The 11894-nt window shown below is 73.4% G+C and carries 9 protein-coding genes; 4 read left to right on the forward strand and 5 right to left on the reverse strand.

What is annotated here, in order from left to right; genetic code table 11:
- Positions 1-4 precede the first annotated feature (4 nt).
- A complete protein-coding gene (gene lpdA / locus ACIRJT_RS18935; RefSeq protein ID WP_403910568.1) occupies positions 5-1444 on the reverse strand; it encodes a dihydrolipoyl dehydrogenase in 1440 nt (479 codons plus the stop codon).
- Positions 1445-1556: 112 nt separating this feature from the next.
- On the opposite strand from lpdA, the gene ACIRJT_RS18940 reads away from it, so the two are divergent.
- Positions 1557-2519, forward strand: a complete 963-nt coding sequence (locus ACIRJT_RS18940) for a LysR family transcriptional regulator (RefSeq protein WP_403910570.1) — start codon at positions 1557-1559, stop codon at positions 2517-2519.
- A 51-nt stretch (positions 2520-2570) separates the two neighbouring features.
- Positions 2571-3593: a cytochrome P450 gene (locus ACIRJT_RS18945; protein WP_403910571.1), complete on the forward strand. Its 1023-nt coding sequence runs from the start codon at positions 2571-2573 to the stop codon at positions 3591-3593.
- 18 nt (positions 3594-3611) lie between these two features.
- On the opposite strand, the gene treY is transcribed toward ACIRJT_RS18945, so the two are convergent.
- Both treY and glgX read right to left on the reverse strand, forming a co-directional pair.
- Positions 3612-5984 (reverse strand): malto-oligosyltrehalose synthase, encoded by a 2373-nt coding sequence (gene treY / locus ACIRJT_RS18950; protein ID WP_403910573.1) that lies wholly within the window; start codon positions 5982-5984, stop codon positions 3612-3614.
- A 79-nt stretch (positions 5985-6063) separates the two neighbouring features.
- On the reverse strand, positions 6064-8193 hold the full coding sequence (glgX, locus tag ACIRJT_RS18955) for a glycogen debranching protein GlgX (RefSeq protein WP_403910575.1): 2130 nt from the start codon (positions 8191-8193) through the stop codon (positions 6064-6066).
- A 406-nt stretch (positions 8194-8599) separates the two neighbouring features.
- Between glgX and ACIRJT_RS18960 the strand changes: the two genes are divergently transcribed.
- Positions 8600-9835 carry an SAV2148 family HEPN domain-containing protein gene (locus ACIRJT_RS18960; RefSeq protein WP_403910577.1) on the forward strand — a complete coding sequence of 412 codons (1236 nt, stop codon included), beginning with the start codon at positions 8600-8602 and terminating at the stop codon, positions 9833-9835.
- A gap of 118 nt (positions 9836-9953) precedes the next feature.
- Entirely contained in the window at positions 9954-10664 is a 711-nt protein-coding gene (locus ACIRJT_RS18965) for a 3'-5' exonuclease (RefSeq protein ID WP_403910578.1), read from the forward strand.
- A 34-nt stretch (positions 10665-10698) separates the two neighbouring features.
- Here ACIRJT_RS18965 and ACIRJT_RS18970 read toward each other — a convergent pair whose 3' ends face one another.
- Positions 10699-11052: a DUF4333 domain-containing protein gene (locus ACIRJT_RS18970; RefSeq protein WP_403910580.1), complete on the reverse strand. Its 354-nt coding sequence runs from the start codon at positions 11050-11052 to the stop codon at positions 10699-10701.
- Between the two features lie 118 nt (positions 11053-11170).
- Positions 11171-11683 (reverse strand): hypothetical protein, encoded by a 513-nt coding sequence (locus ACIRJT_RS18975; RefSeq protein ID WP_403910581.1) that lies wholly within the window; start codon positions 11681-11683, stop codon positions 11171-11173.
- Positions 11684-11894: the final 211 nt, after the last annotated feature.

The raw sequence follows: 11894 nt of genomic DNA on the forward strand, positions 1-11894 counted from the left end.
CCGGTCAGTGCTGCTGGTGCAGCCCGCGCCCGGCCAGCGTCAGGAACGCCTCGCCGACCGCCTCCGAAAGCGTCGGATGCGGATGGATGTGGTGGGCGACATCGGCGGGCTCGGCGTCCCAGCCGACCACGAGCTGGCTCTCCGCGATCATCTCCGAGACATGCGGGCCGACCAGATGCACGCCCAGCACCCGGCCCGCCCGCTCCGCCACCACCTTCACCAGCCCGCCCCGGCCGTGCACCATGCCCTTGGCGACGGCGGTCAGCGGCAGGGCGTTCACCACCACGTCGTGCCCCGCGTCCCGGGCCTGCGCCTCGGTCAGCCCCACCGCGGCCGTCTGCGGCGAGGAGTACGTGACCCGGGGAACGGCGGCGTAGTCGACCGGGGAGGTACGCAGCCCGGCCAGCGTCTCCGCGACCAACAGCCCCTCGGCGAAAGAGGCGTGGGCCAGCCCCGGTGACGGCGGCGGCAGCAGGTCGCCCACCACGTGCACGCCCGGCACCGCCGTCTCCAGCCGCGACCAGTCGGCCGGCACGACATGGCCCCGCCCGTCCCTCGCCAACCCCGCCGCCGCGAGCCCCAGCCCCTCCGTCACCGGCTCCCGGCCGACCGCGACCAGCAGCCGCTCGGCCGCCACCGTGACGCTCTCGCCCCGGGCGGTCCGCACGAGCGCCCGGACCCCCGCCTCCACCACCTCCCATTCCAGCAACCGCGCCCCCGCCTCGACCCGGATGCCCCGCTTCCGCAGCCCCCGCAGCAGGTGCCGCGACACCTCCGCGTCCTCCAGCGGCACCAGCCGGTCCGCGGCCTCCACCAGGGTGACCTCCGCCCCCATCGACCGGTGGAACGAGGCGTACTCCACGCCGATCGCCCCGCCGCCGACCACCAGCACCGACCCGGGCAGCCCCGGCGCGAACAGGGCGTCGTCGCTCGTCACCACCCGCCGCCCGTCCACCGCCGCCCCCGGCAGCATCCGGGGTCGCGAGCCGGTCGCCAGCACCACACCGCGCCGGGCGACGACCTCCCCGAACCCGCCGATCCGGGCGGAGCGCGGGCCCGTCAGCTCGGCGCTGCCGCGCACCACCGCGACCCCGGCCCGCGCGAGCTGCGCCTCGACCCCGCGGTGATTACGGGCCACGATGTCGTCCCGGGTCGCCACCAGGGCGGGCCAGTCCACCGCGTCGAGCGTCGCCTTCACCCCCCACCGCTCCCGGGCCTCGGCGATGCCGTCGACGAGTTCGGCGGCGTGCAGCATCGCCTTGCTCGGGATGCAGCCGCGGTGCAGACAGGTGCCGCCGACCGCGTCCCGCTCGGCGAGCACGACACGCAGCCCCAGGGCCGCCGCGCGCAACGCCGTCGAGTAGCCGCCGGTCCCGCCGCCGATGACCAGGACGTCCGTGGTGCTCTCGCTCGTGCGGATCTTCTCCGCGTTCGTCAGCGTCATGGGACCCACCCTCGCCCCGACCCCGCTCATGCGTCCAAGGCAGAATATGTGTGGAGCCGATGCACAACGTTCATGGGGCGTCGTGTGTGAAGTCCCGGAGGAGATGCGCCGTATGAGTCTGCGTCAGATGGAGTACTTCGTCGCGGTGGTCGAGGAGTCCTCCTTCACCCGCGCCGCCGAACGGCTCCACGTCACCCAGCCCGCCCTCTCCCACCAGATCAAGGCGCTGGAGAGGAACGTCGGCGGTGAGCTGCTGGAGCGGCTGCCGCGCGGCGTCCTGCTCACCCCGATGGGCCGGGCCTTCCTGCCGCACGCCGAACGCTCCGTCCGCAGCGCCGCCCAGGCCCGCCGCGCCGCCCGCGCCGCCGCCGGGGCCGAGGGCGGCGAACTGCACATCGCCACCGTGCACTCGGTGGCCGTCGGCGTCCTTCCCGACGTCTTCGCCCACTGGCGGCGCGGCCACCCGGGCGTGCGCCTGGTCCTCCACGAGTACGCGAGCACCGACGCCCTGGAGGACGAGGTGGAGCGCGGCATCGCCGACCTGGCCGTCGGACCGCTGCCGGCGCGCTGGAGTGGCCCCGTCGTCCCGGTGGGGGAGGAGGAGATCGTCCTCGTCGTCCCGTTCGACGACCCGTTGGCCGGGCGTTCCTCGGTCGCCCTCCGCGAGCTCGCCGACCGGTTCTGGGTGCGGTGCGCCATGGAACCGCTCGTCGACGGCCGCCCCTTCCTGGAAGAGGTCTGCGCCAGAGCGGGCTTCGCGCCGCGTACGGCGGTGTGGACCGAGCACACCTCCACAGCCGTCCGGATGGCGGCGGCCGGCGTCGGTGTGTCCACGGCCGCCGCCCACCTCGTCCGGAGCGCGATCGGCGAGGACTGCGCGGTGCTCGGCGTCGACCCGCCCTGGCTGCGACCGATGGGCGTCTTCTCCCGGGTGGTGCTGACCGGGGCGGCGGCGGCCTTCACGGAACTGCTCTGCTCCCTGCCCACCGCCGGGATCCACCCTCTTCGCCCCGCCGCGCTCTCACCCGAACGGCCGTACGCCGACTGCGGTGCGCCCTCGGCGGTGGTCCGCTGAGAGGGTGCGCGCCGACAGCCGGCGCACCGACTCGACTCCAGGGGGCGCGGGATGCCGGCCGACCGCCCCGACGCACTGCCCGCCGCCCGCCGTCCGCACCGGCTCGCGGGCGGGCAGCCGGGCCTGCTGGCACCGGGGGCCACCACGGACCCGTACCGGCTGCGCCTCTACCGCCTGCTGCGCACCGACTATCCCCTCGGCTACGACCCGGGCCTCGGCGCCTGGCTGCTCAGCCGGTACGCCGATGTGGCGCTGGCTCTCACCGACCCCCGGTTCACCGGCTACCCGCACGACGGGGCCCCGCGCGGCCGGGCCCCCGTGCCGCTGGGCCTCTGCCGGGGCAGCCTCGTCTGCGTCCCGTCGGCCGCGGCGTACCGCGCCGCCGAACCCGCCGTCGAGCGGACCGCATACGTCCTGGCCCGCCGGATCGCCGGGCGCGACCGGGCGGACCTGGTCGCCGACTTCTGCCGCTGGCTGCCCGCCGGCGCCGCCGCCGCCGCGGCCGGGCGCTCCTACCCGGACCTGAGCACCGGGCCCCGGGGCGCCCTCCACCGGCGGACCGGCGGCCGACCCGGTGACTGCGCCGGGCCCACCGCGCTCCGCGAGCACGCCCTCGCCTCGTTCCTCGCCAACATGCTCGACGACCCCGACCTGCTGGCCGCCGCGACCGCCGGAGAGGGCGCCGCCACGCTGCTCGGGCGGGCCTGGGCGGAGACGCTGCGCCGCGACCCGCCCGTCCAGATCGTGCTGCGCCGCACCCGTACCGAGGTGGCCGTCAGCGGCGGCACGCTGCCCGCCGACGCGCCCGTCGCCTGCCTCATCGGCGCGGCGGGCCGCGACCCGGCCCGGTTCGGCGCGCCCGACCGCTTCGACCCGCTGCGCCCCGACGCCGACCCGCTGCTCATCGGCCCGGCCGGCTGCCCCGCGGCTCTCCTGGGCCGGCTTGAGGCCGAACACGGCCTGCGCGCCCTGCTGACGGCGATGCCCGGCATCCGCTGGGCCGACGGCTTCCGCCCGGCGGCGGGTGGCCTGCTCACCCGCGGCCCGCGCACCCTGCTCGTACGCCCGTCCTGACGGTGACGGCCCCGGCCGTCACTCCCGCACCCGCCGCAGCAGCGCCACCGGCCGCTCGGCGAACAGCTCGGACGCCGCCACCGCGCCGCCCGTGAACTCCCCGCCCGGCGAGGCCGACAGCAGGTCCCGCCAGGGGCCCCCGTCCGGCAGTTCCAGCACCGTGTCCCGCCAGCCCCCGTCCTCGGCCAGCCGCAGTGACAGCCGGGTCACCGCCGTGACCACGTCGCCCGACCGGCAGAAGGACACCAGGTGCGGGGCGGCCGGGCCCCGGGACGTCAGCGGCGCGTACGTCCCCGACTCCCCGAAAAACTCCGGCAGTTCCCGTCGCAGCCGCAGCACGGCCGCCGTCAGCGCCTGCTTCTCGTCCCCGGCCTCCGGCCGCCGGAACGGCCGCCGGTTGTCCGGGTCGACCAGGGCCAGGTACTCGCTCTCCGTGCCCTGGTAGAGATCCGGCACCCCCGGCATCGTCAGCTGCACCAGCGCCGCCCCCAGCACCTGGGCCCGCACATGCGGGGCGAGCGCGTCCGCGAACTCCGCGACCCGGGTCCGGACCACACCCGGCCCGCTGCCCGGACCGGCGGCGACGAAGTCCGTCACCGCCCGCTCGTACACCCGGTCCGGCTCCGTCCAGCTGGTGAACAGGCCCGCCTCCCGCACCGCCTTCAGCAGCGCCGGCTCCAGCCGCTCGGACAGCTCTTCGGCCGGCAGCTCCGCGCAGCCGTACGCCGACTGCCAGGCGGTCCACGCCAGTTGTGGATCCGGGGCAGCCACGGTGGTCGCCGCCGACAGCTCCGCCACCAGCGCCGCCCACCGCTCCGGGCACTGGGACAGCACCGCGATCCGGGCCCGCACGTCCGCGCTGCGCTTGGTGTCGTGCGTGGTCAGGACGGTGCCGGTGGCGGGCCAGTCGCGCGCGATCCGCGCCGCGAAGCCGTGGAACTCCTCCGGCGACACCGCGGGCCGCCCCGGGTCCCCGCCCACCTCGGTGGCCGAGGTCAGCGGGACGTACCGGTAGAACGCCGTGTCCTCCACCGACTTGGCGTGCAGCGCGGACGCGGTCTGCGCGAACCGGGCACAGAACGCCGCCCGTTCCTCCCCGCCGCCGAGCCGCCCGAGCGCCAGATCCCGTACGACGTCCACGGCCGTCGCTTCCTCCGGCACGGAGAACACCGCCTTCGCATCCCGTACCGCTTCGTCGGTCAGCGTCTCCTCGGCGATCCGCGACGGCGGTTCGCCCGCCGTGACGTACGGGCGGTAGACCGGGACCCGCACCAGCAGCTCCCGGACCGCCGTGCGCAGCGCCCAGGGCGCGTGGTCGCGCAGCGCGGGGTCCCGGCCGCAGATCCCGGTCGCGAGCCGGGTCAGCCACGCGGTCTCGGCGGCCAGCTCATGCGTCGCCACCCGGTACGCGGCCCGGCGCACCGTCGCCGTCCAGTCGCCGCCCCGGTCCCCGGCCGGGCCCGCGAACTCCCGGTAGCGGGCGACCAGCTCCGCCGCGCCGGACGGGTCGGTGAACAGCCCGTCGATCCGGTGCAGCGCGTCGTAACCGGTGGTGCCCGCGACCGCCCAGTCCGCCGGGAGGCGCTCGTCGCCGGTGAGGATCTTCTCCACCACCGTCCAGCGGCCGCCGGTGGCCTCGTTCAACCGCTCCAGATAGGCGGCGGGCGCGGCGAGGCCGTCGGGATGGTCGACGCGCAGCCCGTCCAGCACGCCGTCGCGGAGCAGTTCGAGGATCTTGGCGTGCGTGGCGTCGAAGACCTCGGGGTGTTCGACGCGGACCCCGATCAGCTCCGAGACGGTGAAGAACCGCCGGTAGTTCAGCTCGGTGCGGGCCAGGCGCCACCAGCCGAGCCGGTAGTGCTGGGCGTCCAGCAGCTCCGGCAGCACGAGGTCCGCCGTCCCGGCGCGCAGCGGGAACTCCAGCTCGCCGTAGCGCAGCACCTCCCCGTCCACCGAGAGGTGCTCCAGCTCTCTGCCGAGCGGCCCGGCGAGCACCGGCAGCAGCACCCGGTCCCCGCCCGCCGCCCAGTCGATGTCGAACCAGCGGGCGTACGGGGAGGACGGGCCCTCGCGCAGCACCTCCCACAGCCGCCGGTTGTGCCGGGGCGCTGCCGCCATGTGGTTGGGCACGATGTCCAGCACCAGGCCGAGCCCGTGCTCCCGGGCGGCCGAGGCGAGCGAGCGCAGCCCCTCCTCGCCGCCCAGCTCCGCCCGGACCCGGCTGTGGTCGACCACGTCGTAGCCGTGCTGGGAGCCGGGGACCGCCTCCAGGACGGGCGACAGGTGGAGGTGCGAGACGCCGAGCGCGGCGAGGTACGGCACGGCCTTCTCGGCGGCGGCGAAGGGGAAGTCGGGCTGGAGCTGAAGCCGGTACGTGGCGGTGGGCGTCATGGACTCCTACGTACCCCGTCCGGGGCGGTCCGTGTCACCCCGGACGGAACACTCACTCCCGCCCCCGGCCCACCGGGCCTCAGGCGGACCGCTTCAGCACGGTCAGGCTGCGCCCGATCAGCGTGACCCGTTCGCCCTCGGCGACTTTCGGTCCCGCCCCTGGCTCCACCCCGTCCGGCCGCGCGGTGTCGACGACGACCTGCCACTGCTCCCCGTGGCCGACCGGGACGGCGAACTCCAGCGTCTCGGCGCTCGCGTTGAACATCAGCAGGAACGAGTCGTCACAGATCCGCTCGCCACGAGGCCCCGGCTCCGAGATCGCGTGCCCGTTCAGGAACACGGTCATCGCCTTGGCGTGGGCCGCCTGCCAGTCCTGCTGCGTCATCTCCTCGCCCTCGGGGGTGAACCAGGCGATGTCGGAGAGGTCGTCGTGGGTGCCCTCCACCGGCCGTCCGTGGAAGAAGCGGCGACGCCGGAAGACGGGGTGGTCGCGGCGCAGCCACACCATGGCCCGGGTGAACTCCAGCAGCGTCGAGGCGGGGGCGTCGGCCTTTCCGTCCGGATCGGGCCAGTGCACCCAGGCCAGCTCGTTGTCCTGGCAGTAGGCGTTGTTGTTGCCGTTCTGCGTACGGGCGAACTCGTCGCCGTGGCTCAGCATCGGCACACCCTGGGAGAGCATCAGCGTGGCGATGAAGTTCCGCATCTGGCGGGCCCGCAGCTCCACGATCTCCGGATCGTCGCTCTCGCCCTCCGCGCCGCAGTTCCAGGACCGGTTGTGGCTCTCGCCGTCCCGGTTGTCCTCCCCGTTGGCGTCGTTGCGCTTGTCGTTGTAGGAGACGAGGTCGTGCAGGGTGAAGCCGTCGTGGCAGGTGGTGAAGTTGATCGAGGCGAGCGGGCGGCGGCCGTCGTCCTGGTAGAGGTCGGAGGAGCCGGTCAGCCGCCCGGCGAACTCCGCCAGGGTGCGCGGCTCGCCCCTCCACAGATCACGGACCGTGTCGCGGTACTTGCCGTTCCACTCGGTCCACAGCGGCGGGAAATTGCCCACCTGATAGCCGCCCTCGCCGACGTCCCACGGCTCGGCGATCAGCTTCACCTGGCTGACCACCGGATCCTGCTGCACCAGGTCGAAGAACGAGGAGAGCCGGTCCACCTCGTGGAACTGCCGGGCGAGCGTCGCCGCGAGGTCGAAGCGGAAGCCGTCCACATGCATCTCGGTCACCCAGTACCGCAGCGAGTCCATGATCATCTGAAGGACGTGCGGGGACCGCATGAGCAGGGAGTTCCCGGTGCCCGTGGTGTCCATGTAGTAGCGCTGGTCGTCGGTCAGGCGGTAGTACGAGGCGTTGTCGAGGCCGCGGAAGGAGAGCGTGGGACCGAGGTGGTTGCCCTCGGCGGTGTGGTTGTAGACGACGTCGAGGATGACCTCGATGCCCGCCTGGTGGAGCGCCTTCACCGCCTGTTTGAACTCCAGCACCTGTTCGCCGCGGTCGCCCCAGGACGCGTAGGTGTTGTGCGGGGCGAAGAAGCCGATGGTGTTGTAGCCCCAGTAGTTGGCGAGCCCCATGTCCGAAAGCCGGTGGTCCTGCACGAACTGGTGGACGGGCATCAGCTCGATCGCGGTGACGCCCAGTTCGGTCAGGTGGGCGATCACCTCCGGGTGCGCGAGCCCCGCGTACGTGCCGCGCAGCTCGGGCGGGAGGCCCGGGTGCAGCATCGTCAGGCCCTTCACATGGGCCTCGTAGATGACGGTCCGGTGGTAGTCCGTCCGGGGGCGGCGGTCGTCGCCCCAGTCGAAGTACGGGTTGACCACCACCGAGCTCATGGTGTGCGGGGCCGAGTCGAGGTCGTTGCGGGAGTCCGGCCTGCCGAACGGATAGCCGTACACCTCCTCGCCCCACTGGATCTTTCCGGCCACCGCACGGGCGTACGGGTCCAGCAGCAGCTTCGCGGAGTTGCACCGCTGACCGTGCTGGGGCTCGTAGGGGCCGTGCACCCGGAAGCCGTACCGCTGACCCGGCATCACCCCGGGCAGATAGGCGTGGCGCACGAAGGCGTCGGTCTCGCGGAGTTCCACCGCCGTCTCCGAACCGTCGTCGTGCAACAGGCACAACTCGATCCGGTGGGCGGCCTCGGAGAAGACCGCGAAGTTGGTGCCGGCGCCGTCGTACGTGGCGCCGAGGGGGTAAGCGTGTCCCGGCCAGACCTGCATGATGAAGACTCCTCCCCTTCCGATCCGGGTGCGGTGGCCTTCCTCGGCCCGGTACTCCTCGAATACTTCCCGAATACTCCCCGAAAACGAGACGCTCACCTAGGACGTCGCCCGGTGCGGCCGGGTCCCGTCGCCCCGCGCCGGACCGGACCGGTCAACTTCGGACACTCCCGTGCCGCTCCGGACGTGCTTCCGGACCCCGCCACCCGGCGGGCGTCCGGTTCCCGCCCCGGGACAAGGGGCCTAATCACTATGAATCCGCTCACTCCACCCGATCTCGCCGCAAGGAACAAGCCTTACGCGCAGGGGAGTTGAGAAAGTCCCCTGCGCATCGGGCTGCGTCGGATCGTGGTCCCGGAGTACCCTTCCTTGATCGTTGGGTGGGGGAGTGGAAGGCGGTACGCGGGTGAGCTCGGGAGGGTTCGAGCTGCCCCCAGGTGACGCGGGTCACGAGGGGGAAGCGACCGATGCCCCGCCCGGGGCGGTGTCCCTCGCGCAGCCCATGGAGATCGGCGCCGCGCTGGACTGGGGCTCCGAGGCCTGGAACGAGGTGCGCACCCGGGCCCAGCGGGCCGGGCGTGCCTATATCTGGCTGAATCTGGTCGAACAACGGCTGCGGGCCGTCGTCGCCGCGGTGCTCCGGCCGATCTACGAGCCGGTGCACGGCGAGGAGTGGGTGGTGGCCGCGGCCGGACCGGCCGGGCAGGAGTGGGTGCAGCGCGCCGTCGCCGTACGCGAGGTATCGCGCCGCAAGGGCTATCTGCTGGACCCGGCCGACGACAACGTCCTCAGCTTCCTCACGCTGCCGCAACTGCGTGAGCTGATGGTCCAGCACTGGCCCTGTTTCGAGCCGTACTTCGACGACCGGCGCGATGTCGAGCTGGCCCTGGACGAGCTGGAGGTCGCGCGCAACGTCGTCTCCCGCAACCGCGCGCTGAACGAGGCGGTCCTCGCCCAGGCGGAACGCGCCTCCGCCCGTCTCCTGGACATCCTCGGCAGCGGGGCCTCCGTGCCCTCCGCCGACCGGCTGCCGGTGGACGCGGTGGAGGAGCTGGTCGGCGACCGGTACGCGGACGTGGTCTCCGTCCACCCCGACCGGGTCCGGCTCCAGCGGCAGCTGCCCGCCGAGGACCTGTTCGGCGGGGCACGGCGGCTGGACGCCATCGGGATAGGGCTCAACCTGCTCGTGCAGAACTTCTCCGGCCGCCGGCTCGTCCGGCTCGCCGAATCGGGCTGCCGGGTCCGGCTGCTGTTCATCAACCCGGCCAGCAGCGCGGTGCGCCGCCGGGAGCGGGAACTCGGCCTCAAGAAGGGCGAGCTGAGCCGCTCGGTGGAGATGAACATCCTGCACATGCGCCGGGTGCGCTCCAAGCTCCGCGACCCGGGCGCGTTCGAGATCCAGGTCTTCGACGAGACCCCGCGCTTCACCGCCTACCTGGTGGACGGCGACGGCCCGGACGCCGTGGGCGTCGTCCAGCCCTACCTGCGGCGGGCCCGGGGCATGGAGGCGCCCGTGCTGGTGCTGCGCGGCGGTGGCCGGCGCACGGTGGTGCGGGCGGGACAGGACAGCGAGCACGGCCTCTTCGAGACGTACCGCGAGGAGTTCGAATCGGTCTGGACGGACTCCCGGCCGGTCTCCTGACGGCACAGGCCGCTCTCCTTCCGGCGGGCCGTGCGTCGCGGGCCTCCTGGGGCTCTGTCAGTGGCCCGTGCGAAGGTGGTCAGCACATGGGGGAGCGCACAACGAAGGAGGTATCGGGATGAGCTGGCACCGGGGAACACTGGTCGGCTTCGACCTGGAGACGACGGGGACCGACGTCGAGAACGACCGGATCGTCACCGCCGCACTGGTCCGGCTGGACGCGGACGGGACGGTCATCGAGCAGCGGACCTGGCTGCTCGACCCGGGGGTGGCGATACCGGAACAGGCCTCCGCGATCCACGGCATCGCCACCGACCACGCCCGCGAGCACGGTTCGCGTGCCGCCCCGGCGGTCGAGGAGATCGCCCACGCGGTCGCCGAGGTGCTGCGCTCGGGCGTCCCGTTGGTGGTGATGAACGCCCGCTACGACCTCTCGCTGCTGGACCGCGAGTGCCGCAGGTACGGGCTGCCGTCGGTCGACGAGCGGGTCGGCGGGGCGCCCTCGCCCGTCATCGACCCGCTGGTGATCGACAAGCACGTCGACAAGTACCGCAAGGGCAAGCGGGCCCTCCAGGCGCTCTGCGACCACTACGGGGTCACGCTGGAGGGAGCCCACGAGGCGAGCGCCGACGCGGTGGCCGCCGTGCGCGTGGTGCGCCGGATGGGAGAGCGGCACCGCCCCGTCGGCACCCTGCCGCCCGCCGAGCTGCACGTCCTTCAGATCCGGGCGGCCGCCGAGCAGTCGGCCTCGCTCCAGGCCTACCTGCGCCGCTCGGACCCGACGGCCGTGGTCGAGGCGTCCTGGCCGGTGATCCCGCGCAGCCGCTGAGCCGGGGCGGGCGGGGCGGAAGCCCCTCTCCGCGTCAGTTCGCGGCGGGGGAGGCCGTGTCGTCCGCCTCGATGTCGAAGTTGATCTGATCGCCGTCGACCGAGGTGACGGTCGCCGTCACGCCCAGGGTGCTGCCGTCGCCCGCCGTGAGGGTGCAGCGGGTCTTGGTGCCGACCTTCCCGGCGAGGTCCTCGGGGCACGTGACGTCGGGCTCCGCCCGGCCCGTTGTCTCGGCGAGCTTCTCGGCGACCGTGGCGGACAGCTTGTCCTTGGGCAGCTTCGACTCGGGATTTCCCACACTGACCGAACCCGAACAACCGACGAGCAGCGCGCCGGCGGCGACTGCCGAGAGGCTCCACGTCACCGCGGCCAGACGGGCTATGGGCATGGGAGGGCTCCAACTCGAAGGATGCGAGACAACCGGCGGAAGCATACGTGGCATCGTGCGGCAGCCGGGCAGCCGGGCAGCCGGGCAGCCGGGCAGCCGGAGGAATGCCGGGTGCCGCTCAGAGCTTGCCGAAGATCACGCCGCGCCAGGTCCAGCCCGACGTGAGGGTGGTGCCCCGCAAGGGGTCGGTCAGCTGCGCGCTGTCGAAGCCGAACGACTCGGCCGCTTCGAGGCGGCCGCTCTCCCCGCGCCGGAGCGTGTACTGCCGCGAGACGGTCCTGCCCCCGCCGCGGGTGTACGTCGCCGACGTCTGGAGCCGCGGGGGATTCCCGACCCGGGTGACCTCCCAACTCTCCTCGACGGCACGCACCTCGGGGACGTCCTCGGCCAGCCGCATCCGGATCCGGATGGCGTGCGTCAGCTGGGACTGGACGAAGACGTGCTGCCAGGCGGGCTCGGCGATCCGCCACTCCGCCACCAGATCGGCGCCGTGCGCCGCGCCGTCGCTGATGATGTAGGGGACGTCCGGCCCATTGAGACCGAGCAGGGCCGTCCGCAACTCCTCGGCCGGTCGCGGCGCCACTCCGGCCTCGGGGCGCTTGGTTCCGGTCAGCATGTCGAAGAATCCCATGAGGTCAACCTAGAGAGGGGGCCGGACCGGCGGTGCGGGGAGGGTCGTTCCGGCGGACACCCCGCGAAGAGGCCCTCCCGGCCGGGGAGGCGTCGAGTGCCCGCTCCGCCTCCGGCTAGTCTTCTGAGTCAGGAATTCTGTTCAGATGTATAGGCTTGGTCTGTGGCGCGTACTGGGCGGCCGAAGGCCGAGTTGATCCTGTCCGACGAGG

Origin of the sequence: Streptomyces sp. NPDC102283 (assembly GCF_044766265.1) — a bacterium.
Classification (GTDB): Bacteria; Actinomycetota; Actinomycetes; order Streptomycetales; family Streptomycetaceae; genus Streptomyces.

Coding starts and splice junctions, on each gene's coding strand:
- lpdA (WP_403910568.1), bottom strand. CDS start 1,444: ATGACGCTGACGAACGCGGAGAAGATCCGCACGAGCGAGAGCACCACG.
- ACIRJT_RS18940 (WP_403910570.1), top strand. CDS start 1,557: ATGAGTCTGCGTCAGATGGAGTACTTCGTCGCGGTGGTCGAGGAGTCC.
- ACIRJT_RS18945 (WP_403910571.1), top strand. CDS start 2,571: ATGCCGGCCGACCGCCCCGACGCACTGCCCGCCGCCCGCCGTCCGCAC.
- treY (WP_403910573.1), bottom strand. CDS start 5,984: ATGACGCCCACCGCCACGTACCGGCTTCAGCTCCAGCCCGACTTCCCC.
- glgX (WP_403910575.1), bottom strand. CDS start 8,193: ATGCAGGTCTGGCCGGGACACGCTTACCCCCTCGGCGCCACGTACGAC.
- ACIRJT_RS18965 (WP_403910578.1), top strand. CDS start 9,954: ATGAGCTGGCACCGGGGAACACTGGTCGGCTTCGACCTGGAGACGACG.
- ACIRJT_RS18970 (WP_403910580.1), bottom strand. CDS start 11,052: ATGCCCATAGCCCGTCTGGCCGCGGTGACGTGGAGCCTCTCGGCAGTC.
- ACIRJT_RS18975 (WP_403910581.1), bottom strand. CDS start 11,683: ATGGGATTCTTCGACATGCTGACCGGAACCAAGCGCCCCGAGGCCGGA.